The sequence below is a fragment of the Staphylococcus sp. HMSC62A08 genome (assembly GCF_001839105.1).
In the GTDB taxonomy this organism is placed as follows: Bacteria; Bacillota; Bacilli; order Staphylococcales; family Staphylococcaceae; genus Staphylococcus; species Staphylococcus caprae.
This window is the reverse complement of record NZ_KV840027.1, coordinates 273316-299730: the sequence shown is the minus strand read 5'-3', so window position 1 is coordinate 299730 and position 26415 is coordinate 273316. Positions and strand designations below refer to the sequence as shown.

At 33.3% G+C, this 26415-nt stretch carries 25 protein-coding genes; 10 read left to right on the top strand and 15 right to left on the bottom strand.

Features of this window, described 5'->3' with window-relative positions; translation table 11 throughout:
* On the top strand, window positions 1–1094 hold a 1094-nt coding region (locus HMPREF3264_RS02180), incomplete at its 5' end, for a serine hydrolase domain-containing protein (protein ID WP_070871780.1).
* Window positions 1095–1274: 180 nt separating this feature from the next.
* The gene (gene yidC, locus HMPREF3264_RS02175; RefSeq protein ID WP_070871779.1) at window positions 1275–2096 is read left to right on the top strand and encodes a membrane protein insertase YidC; all 822 of its coding nucleotides are present in this window, start codon (window positions 1275–1277) and stop codon (window positions 2094–2096) included.
* Window positions 2097–2181: 85 nt separating this feature from the next.
* On the opposite strand, the gene HMPREF3264_RS02170 is transcribed toward yidC, so the two are convergent.
* The 4 genes from HMPREF3264_RS02170 to HMPREF3264_RS02155 all read right to left on the bottom strand — a co-directional run bounded on the left by HMPREF3264_RS02170 (window position 2182) and on the right by HMPREF3264_RS02155 (window position 6290).
* The gene (locus HMPREF3264_RS02170) at window positions 2182–3033 is read right to left on the bottom strand and encodes an NAD-dependent epimerase/dehydratase family protein (RefSeq protein ID WP_070871778.1); all 852 of its coding nucleotides are present in this window, start codon (window positions 3031–3033) and stop codon (window positions 2182–2184) included.
* Between the two features lie 51 nt (window positions 3034–3084).
* Window positions 3085–3558 carry a DUF1440 domain-containing protein gene (locus HMPREF3264_RS02165; protein WP_070871777.1) on the bottom strand — a complete coding sequence of 158 codons (474 nt, stop codon included), beginning with the start codon at window positions 3556–3558 and terminating at the stop codon, window positions 3085–3087.
* A gap of 159 nt (window positions 3559–3717) precedes the next feature.
* Window positions 3718–4650 carry a 2-dehydropantoate 2-reductase gene (locus HMPREF3264_RS02160; RefSeq protein WP_070871776.1) on the bottom strand — a complete coding sequence of 311 codons (933 nt, stop codon included), beginning with the start codon at window positions 4648–4650 and terminating at the stop codon, window positions 3718–3720.
* Between the two features lie 239 nt (window positions 4651–4889).
* Window positions 4890–6290 (bottom strand): MFS transporter, encoded by a 1401-nt coding sequence (locus HMPREF3264_RS02155; protein WP_070871775.1) that lies wholly within the window; start codon window positions 6288–6290, stop codon window positions 4890–4892.
* A gap of 538 nt (window positions 6291–6828) precedes the next feature.
* On the opposite strand from HMPREF3264_RS02155, the gene lrgA reads away from it, so the two are divergent.
* Both lrgA and lrgB read left to right on the top strand, forming a co-directional pair.
* Window positions 6829–7275, top strand: coding sequence for an antiholin-like murein hydrolase modulator LrgA (gene lrgA, locus HMPREF3264_RS02150; protein ID WP_037541652.1), 447 nt, complete (start codon window positions 6829–6831; stop codon window positions 7273–7275).
* A gap of 3 nt (window positions 7276–7278) precedes the next feature.
* Window positions 7279–7980, top strand: coding sequence for an antiholin-like protein LrgB (gene lrgB, locus HMPREF3264_RS02145; protein WP_002444173.1), 702 nt, complete (start codon window positions 7279–7281; stop codon window positions 7978–7980).
* 127 nt (window positions 7981–8107) lie between these two features.
* Here the strand turns inward: lrgB and HMPREF3264_RS02140 are convergent, their stop codons facing one another.
* From HMPREF3264_RS02140 to HMPREF3264_RS02125, 4 genes are read right to left on the bottom strand one after another with little or no spacing between them, the layout of a single operon-like run.
* Window positions 8108–8794 (bottom strand): ABC transporter permease, encoded by a 687-nt coding sequence (locus HMPREF3264_RS02140; RefSeq protein WP_002444175.1) that lies wholly within the window; start codon window positions 8792–8794, stop codon window positions 8108–8110.
* On the bottom strand, window positions 8794–9738 hold the full coding sequence (locus tag HMPREF3264_RS02135) for an osmoprotectant ABC transporter substrate-binding protein (RefSeq protein ID WP_176746801.1): 945 nt from the start codon (window positions 9736–9738) through the stop codon (window positions 8794–8796). The genes HMPREF3264_RS02140 and HMPREF3264_RS02135 overlap by 1 nt, the downstream gene beginning before the upstream one ends.
* Window positions 9739–9759: 21 nt before the next feature.
* Complete coding sequence (locus tag HMPREF3264_RS02130; RefSeq protein WP_002444179.1) at window positions 9760–10395, bottom strand: ABC transporter permease; 636 nt, start codon at window positions 10393–10395, stop codon at window positions 9760–9762.
* Window positions 10395–11666 (bottom strand): betaine/proline/choline family ABC transporter ATP-binding protein, encoded by a 1272-nt coding sequence (locus tag HMPREF3264_RS02125; RefSeq protein ID WP_070871773.1) that lies wholly within the window; start codon window positions 11664–11666, stop codon window positions 10395–10397. The genes HMPREF3264_RS02130 and HMPREF3264_RS02125 overlap by 1 nt, the downstream gene beginning before the upstream one ends.
* Window positions 11667–12179: 513 nt before the next feature.
* Here HMPREF3264_RS02125 and HMPREF3264_RS02120 point away from each other — a divergent pair.
* Window positions 12180–13232: a 2,3-butanediol dehydrogenase gene (locus HMPREF3264_RS02120; protein WP_070871772.1), complete on the top strand. Its 1053-nt coding sequence runs from the start codon at window positions 12180–12182 to the stop codon at window positions 13230–13232.
* 158 nt (window positions 13233–13390) lie between these two features.
* Here the strand turns inward: HMPREF3264_RS02120 and HMPREF3264_RS02115 are convergent, their stop codons facing one another.
* Window positions 13391–13990, bottom strand: a complete 600-nt coding sequence (locus tag HMPREF3264_RS02115) for a YdeI/OmpD-associated family protein (protein ID WP_070871771.1) — start codon at window positions 13988–13990, stop codon at window positions 13391–13393.
* Between the two features lie 184 nt (window positions 13991–14174).
* On the opposite strand from HMPREF3264_RS02115, the gene HMPREF3264_RS02110 reads away from it, so the two are divergent.
* Both HMPREF3264_RS02110 and HMPREF3264_RS02105 read left to right on the top strand, forming a co-directional pair.
* Window positions 14175–15854 carry an APC family permease gene (locus HMPREF3264_RS02110; protein WP_002444186.1) on the top strand — a complete coding sequence of 560 codons (1680 nt, stop codon included), beginning with the start codon at window positions 14175–14177 and terminating at the stop codon, window positions 15852–15854.
* A 326-nt stretch (window positions 15855–16180) separates the two neighbouring features.
* A complete protein-coding gene (locus tag HMPREF3264_RS02105; protein ID WP_070871770.1) occupies window positions 16181–17539 on the top strand; it encodes a carboxylesterase family protein in 1359 nt (452 codons plus the stop codon).
* A 42-nt stretch (window positions 17540–17581) separates the two neighbouring features.
* On the opposite strand, the gene HMPREF3264_RS02100 is transcribed toward HMPREF3264_RS02105, so the two are convergent.
* Together HMPREF3264_RS02100 and HMPREF3264_RS02095 are read right to left on the bottom strand one after the other, a co-directional pair.
* The gene (locus tag HMPREF3264_RS02100) at window positions 17582–18748 is read right to left on the bottom strand and encodes an MFS transporter (protein WP_070871769.1); all 1167 of its coding nucleotides are present in this window, start codon (window positions 18746–18748) and stop codon (window positions 17582–17584) included.
* Window positions 18749–18883: 135 nt separating this feature from the next.
* Window positions 18884–19117: a hypothetical protein gene (locus HMPREF3264_RS02095; RefSeq protein WP_070871768.1), complete on the bottom strand. Its 234-nt coding sequence runs from the start codon at window positions 19115–19117 to the stop codon at window positions 18884–18886.
* A gap of 147 nt (window positions 19118–19264) precedes the next feature.
* Between HMPREF3264_RS02095 and HMPREF3264_RS02090 the strand changes: the two genes are divergently transcribed.
* Complete coding sequence (locus tag HMPREF3264_RS02090) at window positions 19265–19936, top strand: response regulator transcription factor (RefSeq protein ID WP_070871767.1); 672 nt, start codon at window positions 19265–19267, stop codon at window positions 19934–19936.
* Window positions 19929–21398, top strand: a complete 1470-nt coding sequence (locus HMPREF3264_RS02085) for a sensor histidine kinase (RefSeq protein WP_070871766.1) — start codon at window positions 19929–19931, stop codon at window positions 21396–21398. Before HMPREF3264_RS02090 ends, HMPREF3264_RS02085 begins: the two co-directional genes overlap by 8 nt.
* 68 nt (window positions 21399–21466) lie before the next feature.
* Here HMPREF3264_RS02085 and fetB read toward each other — a convergent pair whose 3' ends face one another.
* From fetB to lnsB, 4 genes are all read right to left on the bottom strand, one after another.
* On the bottom strand, window positions 21467–22243 hold the full coding sequence (fetB, locus tag HMPREF3264_RS02080) for an ABC transporter permease (protein ID WP_070830205.1): 777 nt from the start codon (window positions 22241–22243) through the stop codon (window positions 21467–21469).
* Entirely contained in the window at window positions 22236–22898 is a 663-nt protein-coding gene (locus tag HMPREF3264_RS02075) for an ABC transporter ATP-binding protein (protein ID WP_070871935.1), read from the bottom strand. The genes fetB and HMPREF3264_RS02075 overlap by 8 nt, the downstream gene beginning before the upstream one ends.
* A 145-nt stretch (window positions 22899–23043) precedes the next feature.
* Window positions 23044–23835 (bottom strand): CPBP family intramembrane glutamic endopeptidase, encoded by a 792-nt coding sequence (locus tag HMPREF3264_RS02070; RefSeq protein ID WP_070871765.1) that lies wholly within the window; start codon window positions 23833–23835, stop codon window positions 23044–23046.
* A gap of 19 nt (window positions 23836–23854) precedes the next feature.
* Window positions 23855–24637 carry a CPBP family lipoprotein N-acylation protein LnsB gene (gene lnsB / locus HMPREF3264_RS02065; protein WP_070871764.1) on the bottom strand — a complete coding sequence of 261 codons (783 nt, stop codon included), beginning with the start codon at window positions 24635–24637 and terminating at the stop codon, window positions 23855–23857.
* A gap of 158 nt (window positions 24638–24795) precedes the next feature.
* Between lnsB and HMPREF3264_RS02060 the strand changes: the two genes are divergently transcribed.
* The gene (locus tag HMPREF3264_RS02060) at window positions 24796–26373 is read left to right on the top strand and encodes an FMN-binding glutamate synthase family protein (protein WP_037541653.1); all 1578 of its coding nucleotides are present in this window, start codon (window positions 24796–24798) and stop codon (window positions 26371–26373) included.
* Window positions 26374–26415: the final 42 nt, after the last annotated feature.

Below are 26415 nucleotides of genomic sequence, written 5' to 3'. Positions count from 1 at the left end.
AAAAAAAGGACATTACAATAAAGCAACTACTCGGTCATACTAGTGGTATACCTAGCGATATCACTGAAGAAGATCATTATTCTGAAGACTATAATAGTATTAAAAATATAGTAGACTATGCGAAAGGTAAAGAACTGAATGAAACGCCTGGAGATGCCTTTGAATATTCTAATATGAACTACGATATTTTGGGTCTCATTGTTCAGAACGTTTCACACCAATCATACCAATCTTATATTAAGGAACATATATTATCACCTTTAAACATGAAAGATACGACGTTCAAAACTACAAGTAAAAAAGGTAAAAATGAGGCTTCTGGTTATGAATTAATCAGTGGTGACACTGAAAAAACCACACCAGAATTCAATATTGGGGATACACCTTCAGCGTTTATGATGTCTAGCACAAAAGATTTGGAAAATTGGATTAAAATGCAATTGGAACCTTCCGACAAAACACGATCTATTGTTGAACAATCCCATCAGTCCATTTCTAAATCTGAGGGTATAGCAGATGCAAATGGTTATGGTGCAGGTTGGTTTATTAATTCGAATGACCATACTATTTATCACACAGGCACTTTAGACAATTTCTCATCTGAAATTTTATTAAATCCGAAAAAATCATATGGCATTGTCGTATTAGCGAATATGAATTCTTCACAAGTTACAAATTTAACTGACAATTTAAATTCGCAAATTTTAAATAATGAGCATTATACAACTATTGAGCAAAAAATTGATCAATCAGCAAATTTTAATCACACAATTACAATTCTTTCATGTATTGGCACATTTATATTTCTGATACTGAGTCTAAGTCGCTTAAATAAATTGAAACTTAAACGAATCGTATATGATAAAAGAAAAATTGCGTTTATCAGTTTTTTACTCCTACTGACACTCTTTGTTTTATTTAGTATCGCCATTTACTTGCTTCCATTATTTATTTTAGGTAATGCTAGCTGGACATTCGTATTATCATGGTTACCGATACATGCTAAGTGGCTCATCGCTAGTTTTTATATTTTCATGCTCATGATTATGATATGGCTTTCTGTTGTTATTTTGACACGTCAGCCAAAAACATAGATTGCATTTTATTGCATCTAAGCAAAGATTTTTAACATTTAGGAACGATTGCACATTCAAAAGTACGTATTTTGTTACTTTTAGGATGTGCAATTTTTTGCTTTTTTTAATACTTTGTATGTAATTTTTTGATAAAATTTAGTTACCCAAATAGAGATAGAAAGAAGAAGGAAGATGACGATGCATAAACGACTCACTCTAGTATTGTTAAGTTTGATTATATTTTTAACTGGTTGTGATTATTCTAAGAAAGAAAATCAGACCGGCATTTTCTACAATACATTTGTTAAACCTATGGATGGTTTACTTCACTTTTTAGGGAGACTTTTTCATGATAATTATGGTTTAGCCATTATTGTGATTGTACTCATCGTTCGGTTTATCTTACTTCCTTTAATGCTGATTCAAGTGAAAAATATGCATATGATGCGCGAAAAAACAAAAGTAGTAAAACCTGAATTAGATGCAATTAGAGAGAAAATTAAAAATGCTGATTCACAAGAAGAACGTAACACTGCAAACCAATTACTAATGAAGAAATATAAATCATATGGTATTAATCCATTTAAAAATATGATCGGATGCTTGCCTGTCATAATTCAAATCCCTATTCTTATGGGACTATATATGAGCTTAAAATACCCTACTAGTGATGGTATTACAAAATATCCTCATTTCTTATGGTTTAATTTAACAGAACCTAACTTAATTATGACTATTATCGCAGCGAGTATGTATTTTATTCAGCCGTTAGTCAATTCAATACATTATCCTAAAGATCAACGAACAACGTATTATGTCATCATGGTTGTGTCGCCCATCTTTATTACATATGCTTCATTGACTTCAGCTTCAGCTTTAGGGTTATACTGGAGTATAAGTGCTGGTTTCTTAATTATTCAGATGCATTTTGCCCACTCTTATTATGGTAAGCTGGCACGTCAAGAAGCTGCTAATCTTAAAAAGCATTTAAATCAGAATCAAGAAAAGGAAATAGAATAAATAAAAAATTAAAAAAGCACGATTTAAAGTGAAACGTAAACGCAATCAATGATTGCGATGTTTTACTTTAAATCGTGCCTTTATTTTATTCTATAGGGTCCATACCATCTTTCCAACTTGGATAGATTAAAGTACCACCTTGTGCTTTAAATTTATCATTTGCTACGCCTCTTTCAAATGGTTGCGCAGGTTGAATATTGATTTTTGGATCAACTTGCAATTGATTTTTATACCATTCTGCAAAATCAGATCCTTTAACTGGCTCATCATCAGCAACATTATAAATACCACTATCAAAATGAATCGCTTGAATTGATGTTTCTACAGCATCATCAAGATGAACGAATGATGTTACACCATCACTTAAAGTAACATCTCCATCAATAAATTGATTATAAATCATACCATCTTTACCGTACCAAGTTCCAGGCCCATATAACCAACCGAAACGTAGTACCACATATTCATCAATACGTGCAGTTTCTTTTTCAAGGCCCTCAACACCGTCTACAGTAATCTTTCTGTCACCTGTTGAATTATAATCTAAAGGCGTCTCCTCAGTCGCTAAACCTTCCCCAGGTTCATACGTAAATGCAATACTTTGAGCAATGACTTTTTTCACATTATGTTTAAGTGCGGCATCCATAAGATTTTTAGAGCCTTCAATTCTCACTTTAGTATTAGCACTCATATCTACATTTTTTAAATCAGTAATTTGATTAATGATGATTTCAGGCTTGAATGCTTCAATCGCTGCATCAATCGTTTCAGCCTTTAAGATGTCTCCTACATAGGGTTGAACTCCAGCACTTTCTAATTTTTGTTTGCCATGTTCAGATGTTGTGAAACCAGCAACTTCATGTCCTTCCTCTTTGAGACGTTTTGTTAATCTTGTTCCAATTAATCCAGTTGCACCTGTTACGAATATTTTACTCAATTTATTCACCTTCTCTTTCTATTTTTCTGAAAATGAATTCCCAAATCTACTCTACTTTTGAGCAGATCTGACATAATCAATGGCATTCATCCAAACGATATGTCCTAATAATTCTGAAATACGTTCTTCTTTCGGTAATTCCTCAACTTTTGGAGTTAATCCCATTTGCGGTAAAAGATATTCATGGAAAAAGGTATTAACAGCAATTCCAAATAAACCACCTCTTAATGCAGTTACTTTGGAACACTTTTCAGCTAAGACGGCATACGCAAACGCATGCACAATTGAGAAACCATAATGAATACCCATGACCGTCAGAGGAATTTCATTCTGATTGTAAGTATACGAGGCATTTTTAATTTTTTCAGGTAATCCGACTTGATTTAATAATGTCAAAGGCGGTGGTTCTTCTTCACGTTCAGGTGTTCTCGGGGGCATAAGCGCTTCCCAGCCTATTTTCACAGCTCCACCAATAAAACCACCGACAATTCCTGTAACTATGATACGTCGACATGTACTGGACATGATTTCATCTCCTTTTTATCTTACGTGTATTTGTTTACCCTTTTGTAAAATACTAAAGCATGAGATAGCGTTTAAATTAATAAAAAAGAAACAGCATACGTTCAACCTTATATCTGAAATCATTAATTAGGCTATAACTTGTAAGCTGTTTCTTTAATTTTATTGTGTATTCAATTGATTTTCCTTTGAATGAATAAGATTTGTTACAAATGTATTAACTGGCGCTGGTATATTATTTTCCTTACCTAATTGAGCCACAGCACCATTAATATAATCAATTTCTGTTTTACGGTGATCTTTAATTAAATCTTGATACATAGATGGATAATGTGGTCCTACCTTCTCATTTAAATTAATCAGATACTCAAATACTTCATCTACATTAAGATAAACATTATCTGTTGTAGCCACATGAACAATTTCTTGTGTCAGTTGATAAATTAAATTTTTAGCATAACTACTATCATTTAATGTTGCTAAATTACATTCCAAGATACTACATAACGCGTTGGCTGTTCCATTGACGCAAATCTTTTTCCATATGGATTGATGCAAATTATCACTCTCAACCCCATTTAATTCAGCTTTATTTAAAATATCCACCACAACTTTAACATTATCTTTTCCTTCAGGAACGAGACTTCCTATTTCAACAGGGCCACTTCCCATGAGGTGCGTATGTCCTGGTTTGTCTATTCCTGCTGTCCATGTTGTTACGCCACGTACAATTCTATATTCTTCAACATAATTTCGAATAAGACGTTCATGCTTTAAACCATTCATTGTACACACAATAATTGTTTGATTGTGTATATGAGGTTGTATGTCTTCCAAAACATGCTTGAGTTGCATTGATTTAGGAAATAGGAAGACAATATCGTAGACTTCAGTTTGTGGAATTTGAGAGAAACGATACATAGGAATATTAAAATGATACATTGAACCGTTGATATCGATGTGTAACCCTTCTTGTTGAATTGACGTGACTTGTGGTTCCCATCCATCAATAAGTGACACATCATAACCATGTTGGAATAATTTAGCTCCGAATCCACTACCGAGTGCGCCTGAACCAGCAATTGCTATTTTCATGCAAGCCATCCCCCTTTAATTGAGTGATTTTGTTTTTAAAGTACAACTTTTGTTACTGCGCGTCAATGCATCATAAGTATTTTTTCTAAATTTTCTGTTAATTTTATCTAAAAATAAGACTAGGAGATTCAATATAGTTTCACAGTTCCTAAAAGGCTCATGCTATTCAGCAGGCAACTTGCCTTCAATGCTTTGTTTACCTTTTAGAAACAAAACTATTTTTCCTAGTCTTAAATCACTTATAAATTTGATTGTTTTTTCGGTACTAAAATTAAAATCGACACTAGAGCAATGAATGCAACAATGGCATTGAAAATAACGCCGGTAAAACCGCCTAATGATAAGTTTAATTGAGAAGCAAGCACACTATAAACTGTACTTGAAATTGCGACACCAAAGGCATTACCTAAAGAGGAAGCCATTTTATATACACCTGAAGCAACACCAACTTTATCGTCTGGTGCTTGAGCTACTGCAGTATCTGTTGATGGCGTGGCATAAATTCCTAAACCTGCACCAAATAGTAAATATCCTACAACGCTTGCTGTGATATACCAGAAATCCGGGAGAAATGTTAACGATAGTAAAATTAACCCTAACACCGTTAGACCGCTTCCCATGAGTAACGGGCGCTTAGGTCCTAACTCTTGCAAAATTTTCTCGCCCACACGAATCATAATTAAGACGGCGATTAAATATGTAAGTGAAATATAACCCGTTTGTTGAGAATTAAAATCTAATTCTTGTTGGTAGTAAGTATTAACTACTATTAAAGCACCGCCAGCTACACCATTTAACATAAAGTTAGAAATCGTCGCGCCGGTATAGCCTTTATTTTTAAATATCTCGAAATCAACAAGTGGATGTTTAACTCTATTTTCATATATCACAAAGGCAATTAAAGAAATGATAAACACGGCGATTAAACCCAAGATGATTGGAGAAAATAGACCATAATTCGATGTTTGCGTAATAATAACATTAATACTTAACATACAAACGACAAGAATGACTAAGCCTATGACATCAAACTTCTTAGACTTGGATGGTTGGTTTCCAATAGGTTCTGCTTTCGTTTCAGGTGTGTGTTTAATTAAAAACATAGCAAGTATAGTCAATACAATTGAAACGATAAAGATAGAACGCCAACCTAAATTGGTAGCCATCATACCACCAAATAAAGTACAAACGCCACTACCGCCCCATGATCCAATTGACCAATAACTTAAAGCACGTTGTCTAGCAGTACCAATATAATATTCATTGATAATTGCTAAGGTTGCCGGCATAATACAAGCTGCTGACAAACCTTGAACGGCGCGACCAATGATTAATAGACTTGGTAAAGGCGTGATGATAATAAGAACTGAACCAATGATATTTAAGGCCAAACCAATATATGTGAGTTTGACACGCCCAAATTTATCCGCAAAGTCTCCGGCCCCAACAATAAATAAACCTGAAAATAGCGCTGATAAACTTACGGCGATATTTATCGTACCAATATCACTGTTATAAGATGATTGCAACGGCACAACCAAATTAACCAACGACTGTGCAAATAACCAAAATGTAATAACTCCTAATATGATACCTAATAATAAGCGGTTATCTCCCCTAAATGCTCTTGAAGTATCCATCAATCACTTTTCCTCCTATTGAATTAGAAACCCTATTCATGAAAGACTAACTCATCTTAATATAATTTCCCGAAACAACTTTCTAAAAGTTTCCCCTGCTTTTTTAGAAATAATACATTAAGAAACTTTATCACACATCAATTCTCTTTTTAAATCATATAATACTTAATAATAATTAGCTTAAATAATGATGTGTCACGTGAGTTATCTTAATTTGTACATTAATTTCTTATAATTTTTAGAAAATTTGTAAATATAGAAACATATTCTACACTATCTACTTTGATTTTTCCATACTCTACTGAATACGTATGCCGACATATTTAATCATCCATACCAGTCTTTATAGGAATGTAAGTGCTTTATTCAACGATCTTGAAAATTTTTCCACGTCACTATACATGATGAAATAAGTCTAAAAAATATATTTTTTATGGCGATTTATTAACGTTTTGAATATTTGTATAAATTAAACACCACTTAAAAAATAATAAGTATTACAATGTGTTTTATAGAAAGTAAAGGAGGAATTATTGTTTTGATAAACTCTAATTCGAATAATGAAGATACGAAAGTTCAACAAGGAAAAACATATCATTTTTTCCAACAAGCTTTAACATTAGCTGCCGTCTTACTTATTGCTAAAATTATCGAATCATTTATTCCGATTCCAATGCCAGCTTCAGTGATAGGTCTCGTCTTGCTATTTATCGCATTATGTACTGGCATCGTCAAACTAGAACAAGTTGAAACAGTAGGAACAGCACTAACGAATAATATCAGTTTCTTATTCGTTCCAGCTGGTATTTCAGTAATCAATTCTTTGCCTATTTTAAGCAAGAGCCCAATATTAATTATATTATTGATTATTATTTCTACTATCTTGTTACTCGTCTGCACTGGTTTCGCCTCTCAACTCTTAGTGACGAAATCATTATTCCCTTCTAGAGAGAAAAATAAAGAAACGAGTCAAATCGGAGGTTAAACAATGATTGAACATTTAGGAATCAATACACCCTACTTTGGAATTTTACTGTCCTTAATTCCATTTGTGATTGCTACATATTTCTATAAAAAGACGAACGGATTCTTTTTATTAGCACCTTTATTTGTCAGTATGGTTGTAGGGATTGTATTTTTAAAAGTAACTGGCATCAGCTATCAACAATATAAAGTTGGTGGTGACGTTATTTTCTTCTTCTTAGAGCCGGCTACAATTAGTTTCGCTATTCCGTTATATAAAAAACGTGAAGTATTGAAAAAATACTGGCTTGAAATCTTTGGTGGCATTGCAATAGGAACAGTGAGTGCACTGATGCTCATCTACCTAGTAGCTAAAATATTCCAATTTGGTTCACAAATTATTGCATCAATGTTACCTCAAGCTGCAACAACAGCTATCGCCTTACCTGTATCTGAAGGTATCGGTGGGGTTAAAGAATTAACGTCATTAGCCGTTATTCTTAATGCGGTTGTGATTTCTGCGCTAGGTATTAAAATAGTTGAACTATTTAAAATTTCTAATCCTATAGCGAGAGGTTTAGCATTAGGGACAAGTGGTCATACGTTAGGTGTCGCTGCTGCTAAAGATTTAGGAGAAACGGAAGAATCAATGGGGAGTATTGCCGTAGTTATCGTAGGTGTTATTGTGGTAGCTGTTGTGCCTATACTCGCACCCATCTTACTATAAAAAAATTCATATCATTTCTTATATAACATCTTAAGATATTAATCACATGATAATAGCTCCTAAAATGAAGTTTTGTAATCACTTCTTTTAGGAGCTATATTTTGTATTAAGTATTCATTTTTTGATATTAGCTTAATTTTTGAACTTGGTGTTCTTGTCCTTTATTTTTACGGGTTGGGTCTAAACGTTTTTCTAAGAAACGTAAGCCAATATCTATAATAATTGCTATTAATGCGATTGGAATGGCGCCAGCTAAAATGAATGTTGTACCATCAGTTGAATTCGTACCGCGAATAATAATATCTCCGAGTGTAGGTGCCCCGATAAATGAACCGATCGCTACAATACCAATGGCTACGACAAGCGCAATTCTAATACCTCCAATAATTACCGATAATGAGAGTGGTAATTCAATCATACGGAGTACTTGGTTACCTGTCATCCCCATTCCTTTGCCAGCATCTTTAATATTGTCATCTACTTCAACAATACCTGTGTACGTATTTTTAATAATAGGAAGTAATGAATATAGGAAAACGGTCACTACCACTGTCGTTGGTCCAAGACCCATTGCTAACATTAAAATGGCTAACATCGCAATGGCTGGTACAGTTTGAATAACATTTGCAATTGTTATGACGATCCATGATAAACGTTTATATTTCGCTATAAAAATACCAACCGGTATACCAATAATACATGCAAATAAGACGCCATACACTGACATCAATAAATGCTTAAAGAATAACTCTAAAAGGAAGGCCCAGTTGAGAGAATAATACTCTAATATTGAATGTAATAAATTACCTTTCATTATTTTTGACCTCCTTTTTCATCATCAAAATAATGATGTTTCTTCAGATACTCTTCTGCAATCACTGCTGGTTCTTTCCCTTTACCATCTGCTTCATAATTTAATTTCTGCATTTCTTTCGTCGTAATTCTACCTTGTAATTTTTCCAAAGCTTTATCAATTTTTGGATTATCTTTCACAAGTTTTTCTGTAGCTAACGGACTGCCGTCATATGGTGGGAAGAATTTACGATCATCTTTTAAGATTTTCAAATCATAAGCAGCGATACGACCATCAGTAGAATAACCAACGGCTACATCTAACTTTTTATTTTTGAGTGCATCATATACAAGTCCGATTTGCATAGGACGTGCACTATCAAATTTAAATCCATAATCTTTAACGAAAGCAGGATAACCATCACCAGCACGGTTCATCCATTGTGTGTCCATACCTAAACGTAATTTGTCTTTATACTTTTCTAAATCGGACACTTTTTCTAAATGATACTTTTTAGCAGTTTCTTTTGTGACCATAAATGCATAAGTATTCGCAAAACCTAAAGAATTGTAATATTTTTGGTCATATTTCTTTTTAAACAAACGTTGTGTTTCTGACATCGCTTTTTTAGGATCTTTAGTCGGTTTCGCATCAAGTACACTCGTAAGTTCTGTGCCAGTATAACGAACCGCTGACATATTAACATCTCCACGTTGCAACGCATTATGTTGGATAATACTAGATCCTAAGTTACCTATTAAAGTTGGCTTAATTTTACCTTTTGTTTCATGTTCAATCATTAACTTTTCCATATTAGCTATAATCTTTGTTTCACTTGTTTCAGTTGTTGTAATTTTGACATCATCTTTTGCATTGCCATCACCAAGGCCTGGTAAACTACATCCAGATAATACTAAGAGAGACAATGCAATGAGAATAACTGTATATTTCAAATGTTTCATCAATGACGTTTCCTCCCTTTTTAATTATCTAGATACTTTAAGACCTTTAGGCACTACCCACTTTTCAACTAATGAAAGTAAAAAGTCGACGATTAATGCTAAAAGTGTAACCAAAATTGCTGCACTAATAATCATAGGTGGTTGATACAGATTTAAACCATTAAATACAAGATCACCTAAGCCACCTGCACCAACGTAACTTGCAAGTGTAGCCCAACTAATGACATACACACTTGAGAGACGTATACCACTGATAATTAAAGGCAACGCAAGTGGTAACTCCACATCTTTCATTAACTGCATTTTAGTCATTCCCATACTTTGACCTGCTTGAATGACGTTTTTATCAATATTTTTCACACCTAATACTGTATTATTTAAAATCGGTAATAATACATAGATAAATAAAGCTACAATTGCGGGTGTTTTACCTACACCGAAAATCGGAATCATAATAGCTAACACTGCGAGCGTAGGAATCGTTTGAAGCACCCCTGCGATTGTTAACACGACATTAGCTGTACGTGTCGTTTTAGATAACAAGATGCCTATAGGTACTGCTACAACAATTGCGATGAGTAACGCAATAATAGAAATATAGAAATGTTCTATCGTTTTTGATACTAGTTGACCGCCATACTCATGGAAGAATGCACCCATTATTGATCAACTCCCGTTTTCTGAGTATCGTCAGGCTCGTTGGCTCCTTTATGTTGTAACTCCGATTCTTTCGCAATATTCTCTTCTTGCTCTTGTTGTACACGATTGTGGGAACCATTTTCAGAAGAGGTCTCAGCCTTAGCAGTCTCACTTTCGTCTTCACCCCAGATAGAATCGTAAACGATATCTACTAAGTTGGCGCGGGTAATCAAGCCAATGAGTTGGTTATGATCATCGACGACTGGCACATTTCTTACATTACGTTTAAGAATGGTACGCACAGAGTCTTGCAATTTCGAATCAATATGTACTTTATATACGTCACGTTGCATTGTATCGATAAGTTCTTTACCTGTTCTTAAACCTTGATTAATGTCTTCGATATCTAAGAACCCTAGCAACGTGTTGTGATTATTCACAACGAAAATCGTATCTACACGACGTTGTCTCATCACATTGACCGCATCATTTAATGAATCATCTGCATGAACAGTTACCGGCTTAATCATGGCACCTTCTACTGTCTTCATGTTCGGACGATCTTGAATAAGACGATTTTGACCAATGAAATCTTTAACGAAATCATTAGCTGGATTTCTTAAAATATTATCTGGCGTATCGTATTGAACGACTTGCCCTTTTGACATGATACAAATTTTATCTGCCAATTTGATGGCTTCATCCATATCATGTGTGACGAAAATAAATGTTTTACCTAATTTTTGTTGCAATTCTTTAACTAAATCTTGTAACGTGTCACGAGTAATTGGATCCAGTGCTCCGAACGGTTCATCCATTAAAATGATGTCTTGTTCAGCAGCCAGTGCACGTACGACACCGATACGTTGTTGTTGACCTCCTGATAATTGTGCAGGATAACGATCCAAATATTCCTCAGGTAAATCTACTAATTTAATTAATTCTTTCGCTTTAGCATCTTTCTTTTCTTTAGACCATTTTAAGAGTTTAGGTACTAAAACAATGTTCTCTCTAATAGTCATATGTGGCATTAATCCAATTTGTTGAATGACATAACCAATACTTCTACGCAATTCAACAGGATTCATATTACGCACATCTTTCCCATTCATCGTAATTTGGCCGTCAGTTGCCTCAATCATACGATTAATCATACGTAAGGCAGTCGTCTTACCACTACCACTTGTCCCAATATATGCGATAAATTCTCCTGATTCAATATCCAAAGTGATACTATCAACCGCTTTTTTATTCCCTGAATAAATTTTGGTTAAGTTTTTGATACTTAACATAGTTGTGTTCCCCTTTCTTGTGGTTAAAGTAACGAAGCTCATTTTCAAAAATAAAAGACCTCAAGAGCAGTTGTTAAACAAATAGTTTCATAAGTTAAACAAGAGCGCAGAGGCCTTTGCTTTTAAAATTTTAAATATGTAATCATACACGAGTAATAACAAAGCTTGCTCAAAACTGTATACTCATGGGCTAGCTTGAACTTCGACCGTTACATAACTATATACCCTATATTATTTTATTAAACATTGCTCACGGGCACATAGTAACAATTTTTTAAGTTAAAGTTTTTATAAAAAAGCAATGATATCTACATTTATAACATTGGAAAATTAATTTTCAGTGAGAAAAAATAGGAAATTAAAATTTAGTGAATTATTTCACATAATTTTGTCATAAACTATTGAAATCCCATAATAATAGTATTATTCTCAAAGTGTAATAAGAATTATTACGCTAATCAAAAGACTGAAGAAGTTTCGGATGTCAAATTTACAATTGAGGGGTTGTTAAATATGAAGGCAGCAGTCTGGTATGGACAAAAAGATGTACGTGTAGAGGATCGCGAACCTAAAGCATTAAAAGATAATGAAGTTCAAGTGAAAGTATCATGGACAGGTATTTGTGGCACAGACTTACATGAATATTTAGAAGGACCTATTTTCATTTCAACAGACAAACCCGACCCACTATTAGGTCAAAAAGCACCTGTGACGTTAGGTCACGAATTTTCAGGTGTGGTAGAAAATGTCGGTAAAGACGTTACGCGTTTCAAAAAAGGTGACCGTGTTGTTGTAAATCCTACAGTTTCTAAACGTGAAAAAGAAGAAAACATCGATTTATATGATGGTTATTCATTTATTGGTTTAGGCTCAGACGGTGGATTTGCTGAATTCACTAATGCACCTGAAACAAATGTATATCATTTACCTGATAATGTAACAGCACGTGAAGGCGCACTTGTAGAACCAACTGCCGTTGCAGTACAAGCAGTTAAGGAAGGCGAATTATTATTCGGTGACACTGTCGCAGTATTTGGAGCAGGACCAATTGGTTTATTAACTGTTATCGCAGCGAAAGCGGCTGGCGCAAGTAAAATCTTTGTCTTCGATTTATCTGAAGAACGTTTAGAGAAAGCGAGAAGCGTTGGTGCAACACATACCTTCAATTCTGCAAATGTAGACCCAGTGAAAGCAGTTTACGAACATACTGACAATGGTGTAGATGTATCATTTGAAGTCGCTGGCGTAGGTATTACATTACAACAATCTATCGAAGTGACACGTCCTCGAGGCACATCAGTGATTGTGGCTATTTTCGGTCATCCGGTAGAATTTAACCCACTACTACAAATGAATAAAGGTGTTAAATTAACAACTACAATTGCTTACATACCTACAACGTTCCAACAAACTATCGACTTAATCGCAAACGGTAGCTTAAATGTTAAAGATGTAGTTACTGATGAAATTGAATTAGATAATATCGTTGAAAGTGGATTTAATCAACTTGTAAATGACAAATCTCAAGCTAAAATTTTAGTACGTTTGAATGGCGACCAAAAATAATTCTATACGAATTTAGAGTGAAATAAAAAGAGTGAACAAGTTGGAATCTGTTCACTTAGAACTGTCGATAAAGTCTTTGGCTTTATCGGCAGTTTATTTTGATTCGGGTTGAGTCGATGTGATTTTGTCGTGCTGTCGTGCTATAGATAAATTCCGTTTTATTTATCTTGCATACCTTTTCCATTTAAAATATGTTCCACATACTTTTCAATGCGATTAATACGTGTTTGACTGCGTTTTGCTTGTGAGAAATGGTACAGGTATTGATGTTGTCGTCCAGGTGTTAGCTGATAAAAAGCTTCTTTAAGTTGTGGATTTTCTGCAAATTTCTGTTCTAATTCTTCAGGTACTTCATAGTCTTCATTTTTCTTCATCTCAACTTTTTTACCTGCTTTTTCAGTTTTAGTTGCTTCATTTAAATAATATTTAATTTCTTCTTCGCGATTTTTAATTTCATCTAAACTTTCGAATCGTAGTTGACGTGCTGCTTGTACTTTTTCAGTTTGTTGAATTAATGTCCCATATTTGTCTTCTAGTATGGCACCTTTATGGAAAAGAAGCGCTACATAATGTTTAAAGCCATGAATGAGAACCACGTTCTTTCCATTTAATGTATAACACGGGTGCATCCATTTATAAGTTTCTTCAAGTTCTGTATCTTGAAAAATTAAATCTCTAAGAAATTGATAACATTCTTGCCATTGACTATCTTTATTTAAAAATTCTTCTACTTTTTCATTTTTTTGTTTATTCACCATTATTTAATCTTTCCAATCCTTTTATTTAGTATTAAAGCCTATTATATAATTAATTTTCAGAAAAATCGAATTATGCAAAGTTTATTAAATTTATACAAATACACAATTTGACTATTAAATAATCTAGCGTATAATTGTAGCGTAGTAATTTGTTGAATTTTTCAGCATATAAAAAGGAGTAATTATGGAAAAAAATAATAAATCGAAAAGTAGTAAGATTAACCTCTCGCAACTCGTCTTACTAGGACTTGGTTCTCTTATCGGTTCTGGTTGGTTATTCGGTGCATGGGAGGCTTCATCTATCGCGGGTCCAGCCGCCATCATTTCTTGGATTATTGGTTTCGTAGTTATTGGTACGATAGCTTACAACTATATCGAAATCGGAACAATGTTCCCTCAATCAGGCGGTATGAGTAACTATGCACAGTATACTCACGGATCACTACTTGGATTCATTGCAGCATGGGCCAATTGGGTTTCACTCGTAACAATTATCCCAATTGAAGCTGTTTCTGCTGTACAGTATATGAGTTCTTGGCCTTGGGACTGGGCTAAACCTATGGGAGCTTTAATGAAAGACGGTTCCATCAGTACGATTGGTTTATTTGCCGTTTACATCATTATCGCAATCTTCTCACTTTTAAACTACTGGTCAGTTAAATTATTAACTTCATTTACAAGTTTAATTTCAGTATTTAAATTGGGAGTACCTTTATTAACAATCATTATGTTAATGATTTCAGGATTTGATACAAACAACTATGGTCACTCAGCAAGTACGTTCATGCCATATGGTAGTGCACCAATCTTTGCTGCGACAACAACTTCAGGTATCATTTTCTCATTTAATGCATTCCAAACAATCATTAATATGGGTTCTGAAATTAAAAATCCTGAGAAAAATATTGCACGTGGTATTGCGATTTCGCTTACATTAAGTGCAGTATTATATATCATTCTTCAAAGTACATTTATTACTTCAATGCCAAGTTCTATGATTCATGAACATGGTTGGAATGGTATCAACTTCAATTCACCATTCGCAGATATGGCGATCTTATTAGGAATTAACTGGCTTGCTATTTTATTATATGTTGAAGCCGTAGTATCTCCTTTTGGTACTGGCGTATCATTCGTCGCAGTTACTGGTCGTGTATTACGCGCTATGGAAAAGAATGGTCATATTCCTAAATTCTTAGGAAAAATGAATGAAAAATATAATATTCCGCGTGTTGCCATTGCATTTAACGCGATTGTAAGTATGATTATGGTTACATTATTCCGTGATTGGGGTACATTGGCAGCTGTTATTTCCACTGCAACACTCGTTGCTTACTTAACAGGTCCAACAACAGTTATTTCATTACGTAAAATGGCACCTAAGATGACACGTCCATTCAAAGCGAACATCTTGAAATTTATGGCACCATTGTCATTCGTTCTTGCGTCACTTGCAATTTATTGGGCAATGTGGCCGACAACTGCAGAAGTTATTTTCATTATTATTTTAGGTTTACCAATTTATTTCTTCTATGAATATAAGATGAATTGGAAAAATACTAAAAAACAAATCGGCGGTAGTTTATGGATTATCATTTATCTTATCGTTCTAGCCTTCTTATCATTCATAGGAAGTAAAGAATTCAAAGGTATGAACTGGATTCATTATCCATGGGATTTCTTAGTGATTGCAATCGTCGCATTAATCTTCTATCAATTAGGTACGACAAGTTATTTCGAAAGTATCTACTTCAAACGTGCTAATAAATTGAACAAGAAGATGGGCGATAAATTAAGAAAACGCCGTAGAAAAGCAAGACATAAAGATTGGAAAGAAAGAGACCGCCAAGAACAAAACAACTAAATCACATGACCTAACGCTCGAGATCAATGTCTCGAGCGTTAAGTTTGTCAACAAAGTAAAATAAATTAAGCAGACTGATAGAAAACCCTTGTCAATGGAGGATTCGTACTTACTTAAAGGAACGTCTGAATTTTTAATTCATACGTAAGTTTCACTAACTTCTATAGAAGTAGTGAAGCTTTAGATTCTACTACTAGTAAATGAGCTAGGCATGCATAAGACGACGATGAGTGAAAGGGTTTCTCTACAGTTTGCCGCTCGAGATCAATGTCTCGAGCGTTTTTTAATGTTACTATTTAAAATAAGATCATTAAGGAGATGAAGAGATGGTAGAAGTTAACGTTAAGGGTGGAACGATTAATGGAATCAGTGATGGTCAAATTGATAGATTCTTAGGTATCCCCTATGCGCAACCATTCAATGCAACTTCACGTTTTAAACATTCTCAATTGAACCATGGAATCAGCAACTCATATATTGATGCAAGGAAGGTCCAACCTATTCCACCTCAACCTTATAATGCGCTTGAAGATTTCTTTTCAACTCAACAAAATGGTTTTAACAGTTTTATACAAAATGAAAATTGTCTGTATCTCAATATATGGAGAAAAAGTCATAGCAATAAGATAAAACCCGTAGTTGTTTATTTTTACGGGGGTGGATTTACACAGGGACATGGAACAGCAGAGTTATATAATCCTTACCATATCGTTGAAAAAGAAGATATCATTGTCATTACATTTAATTATCGCCTAGGTGCATTAGGCTTTCTAGATTGGTCAGCGCTAAACCCTCAATTTGATTATAACAACGGGCTTTCTGATCAGATGAATGCTTTAAAATGGGTGCATCATTATATTGAATACTTTGGTGGTGATCCTAACAATGTCACTTTAATGGGACAATCTGCAGGGAGTATGAGCATCCATGCTTTAATGCAAGTACCTGAATTAGATACGTATTATCATAAAGTCATGTTGTTGAGTGGTGCGTTATTTAATGAAACTAAAGAGAACGCTCAATTAAAGGCGAATCATTTTTCAACGTTGATTAATACCTATTACCCAGGAAAATCTCTTGAATCTCTTACTCACGAAGACATCTTACGCCTTATGGATTTACATGAATCAGAACGAGGTAAATCGAGAAGTCTAGATTTAATTTATCGTCCTATTCAAAGCTCTATAATGACAAGAACGATAGATGACTTTCCGAAACCAGTATTCATGAGTTTTACAAGTTCTGAAGGTGACATTTATATTGAAAATGAATCAAGAACACTCTCACCTTCACGTTTTGTCGAAGTAATGAAATTGTATGATATTGAAATCTCTGAAAATCATGCACGAACTGCACAACAACAAAGAGAGCTCATCACTCAATACTACTTTAAAGAACCAGCCATCCACCTTTTACAACACATCCAAATACCTCATAAATGGCTCGCACGTTTTGATTGGTGCCGTCCGAATAGTACACATTTTAAAACTGCTTATCATATTCTCGATATCGTGTTTTGGTTTGGCCATTTAGATATTTTAACTACAAATCAATATGACATCATTAAAAGTGATATAGACTTAAGTCAGCGCATGATATCAGATTTAGCATATTTTGCAAGATATAGTGAAATGCCTTGGTCTCCGTATCAACGTGATACGCAATCTACTTTTATATACAAATAAAACTGGTACGCTCATCTTCTCTATTCATGAGCGTACCAGTTTTTAATTTTTAGCATAATGAATATTCTTTAAAGTTAAAACAACAATCAGGCCTAATAATCCAATAATTGCACTTGTATACGTCACAGCTTGAACGGATAAATGTGACATGACTAATCCACCAACGATGCCACCAAATCCAATTCCTGCGTTAAGACTGGACATATTCCAACTCATAACCTGACTCGTATCACCTTCAACATGTTCAATGATACCGCTTTGAATAGCTGGATTCGTACTCCACTGCATAATATTCCAAATGAATAACCCAATCAGTAATATCACAGTTCCAGCTAGAATTTGATTTAATATAAGCATCATGATGATAAATATCGATACTGAGATGATTAACCATCGCTTACTTGTAATCTTATCTGAAAAAACACCACCAAGTGATGTGCCAATGACACCCGCAACACCGTTAACGAGTAATGCGAGAGAAACAAATGACAATTCATGTCCCTTAGATAATATCAATGGATTGATATACACAAATGTCACTGAATTTGCTACAAGTACGAGAAATGTGATAATGAGATATTTTACTATTTCAGCAGGTCGTAAAATACGTGATGGTGTTTGCGTTTCATTTTCAGAAGAAGGATTGGCATGTGCTAATTCATGATCTTTAGGAAGATACATCATCATTAATAAACCAACTACAACGCTGACCAACATAATAAATAAGAACGTGAAACGCCAACCAACCCAGTCACCTATCATCGTTCCAATAGGTACACCAAAGACATTCGCACCACTAAATCCAGTATAAACCACGCCTATCATCTTACCTCTATTCTTAGGTTTAGTCAGCATGGCTGTAAGTGCTAAGACTTTTACGATGATTAGCGACGCTGCTGCTGAAGATAAAATTCGTCCAACCACTAGAATTGGAAAATTTGGCGCAATCGCAATCATACCATTACCAATAATAAAGACGAATAACGTCCACAATAAAACCGGTCGTACTGAAAATCGGTTTGTCAGCTTCACTAAAATTGGACCACAAATTGCGAACGTGAGGGCGTACATCGTAACGAGCTGTCCAATGACCGCCTCTGAAACATGAAGATCTTGACTCATCAAATTCATAATTCCAGCAACCATCATTTCGACCATTCCCACAATAAAAACACTCAATATAAAAGTTGCAATTCGCACAATAGACATAATTAATCTCCTTTCACAAAAAATAGATTGTCTTAGAAAGATTTGTAGCCAAAAATAAAAACAGCTACAAACTATTTTAAAGATTCGTAACTGTTTCATTATATAATATAAAATTCATTTTTGGTGTCTATTACGTTAATTTTTATTTTCATCTTCATTTAAAAAGTGATGTCTTATATACTCTTCGATAATAATGCATAATACCATACTTATCATCAGTGTGTACATTAGATAATCATTGTAAATGAGATCTTTATATACAATATTTAAATGATAATATTGATTTAGTAATATACAAATAAATCTTGTAAATAAAACGACTCCAAATAGTGTCGCTATAATACTTAATACATTTGCAAGTCCTCTCATCTTATTACCTCTCTTTTAATTATTAATGCCAGTATAGAGAGGTAAACTTAAAATCATTTTATACTTACCTTAATTCTTCCTTAAATCTTGTAATATTCATAGTTTATTTAAGTATTTAGAATTAAACTAAAGTTGAGGTGTCTATATATGAGTAGAATTTTAATTATAGAAGATGATAGAGATATCCAAGAACTAATAAAGCTATCTTTAAGCAATCAGGGTATTACAAATATTGATTGTGCATCAGAAATTAGTAAAGCAAAAGAAATGATTGAACAAGCACATTACCAAGTTATTTTGTTGGACTTAAATTTAAACTCTGAAGATGGTTACCAACTTATTAAATACGTGAATTTAAATGAAACTGCCATCATAGTAGTTACAGCCAAAAACACTTCAATTGATGTGTATAGAGGGTTTGAAAATGGAGCAGTAGATTACATAAAAAAACCATTTGATCCAATGGAATTATACTATAGAGTAGCACTACATTTAAATAATGATAAAACGAGTTATTGTTATAAAAATCTTAAAATTGATTTTAATTCTACAGAAGTTAAGGTAAAAGATAAAACTATAAATTTAACTTCAAGAGAATATGATTTATTGCTTTTTCTTGTAAATAATAGAAATCAAGTTCTTTCTAAAGACCAAATTTATGAGAAAGTTTGGGGATTTCACACGAGTGTGGATGATAATACTTTAATGGTTCATATTAGAACGCTTAGAAAAAAGATTGAGTCCGATGCCAATCATCCTCAATTAATAAAAACAGTGAGAGGCAAAGGATATATGTATAAGGAAGTTAAAGATGAATAAGAGATTTACACTTAAGTTCTTTAAATACTTGGCGATATTTTTATCAATCAATTTAATATTAACCCTTACTACTATTATATTCGTTATATTTTTTTCATTTAAATATATTTACGGTGATTTTAGAAATTTAGATCCTGATTACTTCAATTTGTTTTCAAACAAAACTGAACCAGATAACCACTTAAAAAGCTTAGCTAGTAAAACCAATACTAAGATTTATATAATTAATAATAAAGAAAAAGTAATATATCCAAAAAATAAATCAAATATATCCATAAAAAATGAAATATCAAAAAATATCAATTACGCTCATTCTATCCCCTTCTATAAAGGTGGTTACTTCGTATTTATTTATAAGAATAAATCTCATACTTCAATAAAAAATATTGATGATGTTAGTACAAGTAAATTATTAGATAGCATTGCAACTCAAGACTTTAATAAATATCGTTATAATCTAAATAACAATCAACAAATAAGTTTTTATAAAAATACCAATCAAAGACCTGTACTAGGTCCTGATGAAGTTTCAACTTCAAATGATATTAAAGGCTATGAGCTTTATATCGTATTAGCTATATTTATCATATTAGATATCATCTTAGCATTAATTACAGCCTATTTTGTATCTAAGCGACTAACTAAACCTTTATTTTTCTATACAGACTGGATAAAAAATTTATCCAATGGAAAGCTGTTCAAGCCTGAAGAAGGTAAAATCAAGAAAAGATCAAAAAAATTATACACGGAACTTAATGAATCTTTGTCTAATCTCAATGATCAACTTTTGAATGACAGAATCTATCAAAATCAAATCAATTATTATAAAGAAAAATGGTTAAACCAGATATCTCATGACTTAAAATCTCCTTTAACTTCGATATATGGATACTCTAAATTAATTAAAGTAGCAGATACCCAAAAGCATTATCAGAATTTAATTATTGAAAAAGCTCAATATATGAATAAATTAATTGAGTCTTTAAGTACCAATTTTGATGTGGAAACTTCTCAAATGAAAAGTGACAAACAATCGTTTAATATACAACAAACTATTAATAAACTTATTTCTTCCTTGAATTACTCAAAAATTCATGTGGGCTATTTATTCGAAGCTAAAACAAATTTTTATGGAAATAAACTATATTTTGAAAGGTTGTTCATGAACTTAATAGATAATAGTATTCAACATAATAAATTTAATCCTTCAATTGAAATAGAACTAGAGAAAAGTGAGTCTCAGTTAATCATAAATTATAAAGATAACGGAGAGGGATTTGATAAAAATATTAATCTAGAGGATGTTTTGGAACGAAGTGTTACAACAAAAAGAGATAAAAAGAATCATGGCGTAGGATTCTCAGTTATCAAAGAAGCAATTAATTATCATGAAGGAGAAATTCAAATTTTACAATGTTATGATGCTATTCATTTTAAAATAACACTTAAAGAAAATATCTAAATAAGGCAAAAAATGGAACGCTTAAATGCAAATTCAAATCATTATATAAGGCGTTCCATTTTTATTTATTAATCATCTTCTTTAACATCTGCGGTTCTTGCGATGAGTTGGTGTCGTGCATTAAAGAATTGTCCGTAACTCATGTAAGTTGCGATTAATGCTGACATAATCGTTGCAGTTGTATGTATAAATACAACTAACAATTGGAATTTTATAGCCTGTAAAGGTGGTACACCCCCTATAATCAATCCAGTCATCATACCAGGAATTGAAACAAGACCATACGTTTTAACTGAATCAATCGTAGGAACAATAGCTAAACGTATACTTTCTCTAATAGAAGATTTCGATGCCAACTTAGGTGTAGCAGCAAGGGTTAACTTCGATTCTATACCTGAAATATCCTGAACAAATGCCCTATCTAAATTCTGATAAGCTAGGTTAATCGCAATTAAGCCATTATTCGCCAACATTCCTCCGATTGGAATGACTTCGTTAGCTGTAAACTTAATCGCGCCAGTAGCAATCGTGCCCGCTAATGGTAATGCAGTACCTACAAAGATGGCTACGAATGAAATCCAAAACACATGATGCATCACTGGTGAAGCACGACTAATTGTGTTCCATGATGCATTAATAATAATCACTAACACACAAATCATTAATAACCATTTTTCATTAATTTTGAAAATATAATGTAGTAAGAAGCCTAAAATTATTAATTGTATAGCAGCTCTTATAGTAGCTATAACTAAATCTTTAATAATATGTAAGCCTTCCTTGTACGAAATAAATATTGGAATTAATAATAACAGTGCTGTTAAACACAATGCTGTACTACTCATACCCGCTCAACTCCTCATCATTCGAAATTTTACCATCAGTGATTGTAATCCTTCTTTGAAAATGACGCATACTTTGGTCATCACTATGAGTAATCCAAAGAATCGCTATCCCTTTTTTAGCGAATTTAAAAATAATCTTTTCGATGTTTTCTTTATTTTTAGTGTCTAAAGCACTTGTTGACTCATCTAACAGTAAGACTTCAGGTTCATACATAAGTTGACGTGCAATCGTAATTCTTTGTCGTTCCCCACCTGACATGTGTTCTATCTCAGCATCTAAATCATAATTACTTAAACCTACTTGATTGATGAGTTGCTTTGCCTTTTCCTTATCAAACTTATCCCCTCTCGCTTCACAAGGAAATTTCATATTATCTTCAATGGTTGAGCCAATCAATTCACTCTGTTGCATAAGATAACTTACACGAGATCTTAATTCTTCTGGAGAGTATTCTTCGTACAACTTATCATGCAAATAGAGTTTCCCTTTTGTAGGGCTAATTAAATTGTTAAGCTGTTTTAACAACGTACTCTTCCCACTTCCAGAAGGCCCAATGATAGCAATCGTTTCTCCTTTTTCAATATTAAGGTTGATGTCGTCTAATATTGTTCGCTTATCCACTTCATATGTAAGATTTTCTACTTTTAATAGCAAGACTAACGCTCCTTTCTCTGAACCCATTCGTATTTATATTCCCTAATATAAGATTTTTAACTAGAGTCATTAAATATTTATATTTTCTGATTATTTAATTTATCTTGAAAATAAAAAAGCACACGCCTCAACGTGTGCCCTCACTCTATAAAGTAAATACCATCATAATAAATGATATTGTATTAATCGTCATATGCATAGTAATTGTAGTAGCAAGGTTCCGACCACTAAAGTGATAAGCGGCCACGATACCTGTCGCAATAATTAAGTATGGTCCTATTTCAAAAGGTGATTTCGCATCAATACAATGTACGCCCGCAAATACAACGATAGATATCACGTACGTCACACCATACGTCAGTTTCTTACCTAATTCGTGAATCAGTAAATGTCTAAATAATAATTCCTCTACAAATGGTGTAAGAATTGCGATATCAATATATAGAAATGGAATTAACCATCCATGCGTGAACATTTTCGCTATTTCTTTATTATTTTCAGTATCTTCAAATTGGAACCTTTCTGGTGAAAATTCCATAGCATATCCGTATAATGCACTGAATAAATAAATGAGTACGATTGTGCCTATAATTAATATAATATGTTTTCTAAGTGCTTTAAAACGAGATATCGCAATGGGTACAATTGTTTTACGATGCATAAGATAAAAAGATAATAGGAAAAGTAATTGTCCTATTATTGTACAAACTGATGTCGCGTTCATAAAGTAGTCAAATAGACATTTCTCTGATAAAAGCGGATTTAATGCTCCCCAAAAAATAGTAATTAAAAATCCTAGTATTATCGGTAATACCATGTACGAAAATACATAAATTGGGATTAACCAAAAATCTCTTTTAACTATTCTTTTTGAAGCAAATTCATTATTAAATGAAGGATAAGCTTGATGATGTTGTTCTTGTGATTCGCTAACCATTTCATACTCCTTTTATTTTTTATAAGACAAAATGTTTATATAGCATTTCTATAAAAATGAGCAATTGAATGCTCGCCTGAAAAATATATGATGAAGCCAGATTTTCACCTGATTTCACATAAATATATGTCGCACCGCTCGCAATTAACAAATAAGGTAACAATTCAAGTACAGATGCCATATCGTAAACATGAACCAATGCTTCCGCAACAATTGAAACAGCAATCGCTAATTTTTTATTCAATTTCTTACCTAGTTCATGAATAACAAGATGACGATAAATCAACGCTTCAACCATTGGGCGTAAAATAACCATAGAAATAAATGTGAAACCTATTGCGATAGGATGTAAAAATAAGCCTTCCACGCGACGTTCATATTGTGTCGCATTATAATTCAATGACAGTGGTAAGAATTGTACTAGCCACTCAATAAGTAACATTAGCACAAATACAATCATCACCACAATAACGATGCGATTTACATGCTTTTTGGCAAAATAAAATTGTCGGCGTGCAATATCCGCAATATATCGTTTATGTATGGCATAAAATAAAAATAAGACTAAAAATTGTGCTAGTACAAAACTGATACTTAATGAAAGATTATAAAACCACTCTGGCGGTGCATGTTGTGTAAGCATCGCAGTAACGCCAAGTGTTCCGAATACAATGATAATAGGTATGATACTTTGAAAAATGATAAATGCTGGTATGAGTATGAAGTCTTTTTTGACTATATGATTACTTCTCCATAACGGCGCAGGTTGCTCTTTCTTTGTCGACTGTTGTTCCCTATTCATAGTTCACCTCTAATCATCCATTATCATTACATTACCATTTAAATGTACTTAAGTAATAATTTCAATCTAATTTTTAAAATAATTTTACTCTCTTTCATTGTAAAACGCATACATTGTTGTATCATAAAACTATATAAATTGTTTTAGGGGGAATGTTTATGTCTTTATTGACTACGATGCAATTTATAGTCAATATCATTATCATGGTTGTGCTATTAAGCGTCGTTATTATAGGGTTAATCTGGCTATTTAAAGATAAAGGTCAAGATCAACATAGTGTACTTAGAAATTTTCCTGTTTTAGGACGTATTCGTTATATTTCTGAAAAAGTCGGTCCTGAACTACGTCAATATTTCTTCGCTGATGATAATGAAGGAAAACCATTTTCAAGAAATGATTATAAACACATTGTGCTTGCAGGTAAATATAACTCTCGAATGACGAGTTATGGTACTCAGACTGAGTATAAAGATGGATTCTACATACAAAATACAATGTTTCCACTCCAAGCAACTGAATTACATGTCGATAATTCAGACTTAATTTCAACATTTTTATACAAAATAGAAAATGAAAGATTATTTAGTCGTGATGAACACAGAAAAAGATCAGAAATTGATCCTTTCTTCTTATCAGATGAACATGCAGTTGTATTAGGAGCTGAGCTCAAACATCCATTTAAGATTAAACGTCTCGTCGGTCAATCAGCGATGAGTTATGGTGCCCTAGGGAAAAATGCCATTACTGCATTATCTAAAGGCTTATCTAAAGCAGGCACATGGATGAATACAGGTGAAGGCGGCCTTTCTGATTATCATCTTAAAGGTGATGGTGATATCATTTTCCAAATTGGGCCTGGACTTTTCGGCGTGAGAGATAAGGAAGGACGCTTTAACAAAGACATGTTTTTACAATTGGCAGATCGTAAAAATATTCGTGCGTTCGAATTAAAATTAGCTCAGGGTGCTAAAACGCGTGGTGGCCATATGGAAGGCAATAAAGTCACAGAAGAAATCGCTAAAATTAGAAATGTTAAACCACACGAAACAATTAATTCACCTAACCGCTTCGACTTTATTAATAATCCAGAAGAATTACTTAATTTTGTACAAAAGATTAAAGATTTAGGTCAGAAACCTGCAGGATTTAAAATTGTCGTAAGTAAAGTTGAGGAAATCGAAAGTCTTGTAAAAACAATGGTAGAACTCGATATTTATCCAAGTTTTATCACTGTAGATGGTGGCGAAGGTGGTACAGGGGCTACCTTCCAAGAACTTGAAGACGGCGTTGGTTTACCTTTACTAACTGCCCTTCCAATTGTTTCAGGTATGTTAGAAAAGTATGGTATCAGAGATAAAATTAAAATTTTCGCTTCAGGTAAATTAATCACACCAGACAAGATCGCTATCGCATTAGGATTAGGTGCAGATTTAGTTAACGTCGCAAGAGGCATGATGATTAGTGTAGGTTGTATTATGAGTCAACAGTGCCACCTTAATACATGTCCTGTAGGCGTAGCAACAACAGATCCTAAAAAAGAGAAAGCACTTATTGTGGATGAGAAACAGTACCGTGTGACGAACTACGTGACAAGTTTACATGAAGGATTGTTCAACATCGCAGCGGCTGTCGGCGTAACAAGCCCAACTGAAATTTCAGCAGATCATATCATTTATAGAGAACTTGATGGTGCTACACAAAAAATAAAAGATTATAAACTTAAATTAATTTCATAAATAAAAAGAAAAAGAGTGCGGTGATTCAACTGAAACATCGCA

Excerpts from the sequence above, each read along its gene's own strand:
- yidC (WP_070871779.1), top strand. The coding sequence starts at position 1,275 with ATGCATAAACGACTCACTCTAGTATTGTTAAGTTTGATTATATTTTTA.
- HMPREF3264_RS02165 (WP_070871777.1), bottom strand. The coding sequence starts at position 3,558 with ATGTCCAGTACATGTCGACGTATCATAGTTACAGGAATTGTCGGTGGT.
- HMPREF3264_RS02160 (WP_070871776.1), bottom strand. The coding sequence starts at position 4,650 with ATGAAAATAGCAATTGCTGGTTCAGGCGCACTCGGTAGTGGATTCGGA.
- HMPREF3264_RS02155 (WP_070871775.1), bottom strand. The coding sequence starts at position 6,290 with ATGGATACTTCAAGAGCATTTAGGGGAGATAACCGCTTATTATTAGGT.
- lrgB (WP_002444173.1), top strand. The coding sequence starts at position 7,279 with ATGATTGAACATTTAGGAATCAATACACCCTACTTTGGAATTTTACTG.
- HMPREF3264_RS02140 (WP_002444175.1), bottom strand. The coding sequence starts at position 8,794 with ATGAAAGGTAATTTATTACATTCAATATTAGAGTATTATTCTCTCAAC.
- HMPREF3264_RS02130 (WP_002444179.1), bottom strand. The coding sequence starts at position 10,395 with ATGGGTGCATTCTTCCATGAGTATGGCGGTCAACTAGTATCAAAAACG.
- HMPREF3264_RS02125 (WP_070871773.1), bottom strand. The coding sequence starts at position 11,666 with ATGTTAAGTATCAAAAACTTAACCAAAATTTATTCAGGGAATAAAAAA.
- HMPREF3264_RS02120 (WP_070871772.1), top strand. The coding sequence starts at position 12,180 with ATGAAGGCAGCAGTCTGGTATGGACAAAAAGATGTACGTGTAGAGGAT.
- HMPREF3264_RS02115 (WP_070871771.1), bottom strand. The coding sequence starts at position 13,990 with ATGGTGAATAAACAAAAAAATGAAAAAGTAGAAGAATTTTTAAATAAA.
- HMPREF3264_RS02110 (WP_002444186.1), top strand. The coding sequence starts at position 14,175 with ATGGAAAAAAATAATAAATCGAAAAGTAGTAAGATTAACCTCTCGCAA.
- HMPREF3264_RS02105 (WP_070871770.1), top strand. The coding sequence starts at position 16,181 with ATGGTAGAAGTTAACGTTAAGGGTGGAACGATTAATGGAATCAGTGAT.
- HMPREF3264_RS02100 (WP_070871769.1), bottom strand. The coding sequence starts at position 18,748 with ATGTCTATTGTGCGAATTGCAACTTTTATATTGAGTGTTTTTATTGTG.
- HMPREF3264_RS02095 (WP_070871768.1), bottom strand. The coding sequence starts at position 19,117 with ATGAGAGGACTTGCAAATGTATTAAGTATTATAGCGACACTATTTGGA.
- HMPREF3264_RS02090 (WP_070871767.1), top strand. The coding sequence starts at position 19,265 with ATGAGTAGAATTTTAATTATAGAAGATGATAGAGATATCCAAGAACTA.
- HMPREF3264_RS02085 (WP_070871766.1), top strand. The coding sequence starts at position 19,929 with ATGAATAAGAGATTTACACTTAAGTTCTTTAAATACTTGGCGATATTT.
- fetB (WP_070830205.1), bottom strand. The coding sequence starts at position 22,243 with ATGAGTAGTACAGCATTGTGTTTAACAGCACTGTTATTATTAATTCCA.
- HMPREF3264_RS02070 (WP_070871765.1), bottom strand. The coding sequence starts at position 23,835 with ATGGTTAGCGAATCACAAGAACAACATCATCAAGCTTATCCTTCATTT.
- lnsB (WP_070871764.1), bottom strand. The coding sequence starts at position 24,637 with ATGAATAGGGAACAACAGTCGACAAAGAAAGAGCAACCTGCGCCGTTA.
- HMPREF3264_RS02060 (WP_037541653.1), top strand. The coding sequence starts at position 24,796 with ATGTCTTTATTGACTACGATGCAATTTATAGTCAATATCATTATCATG.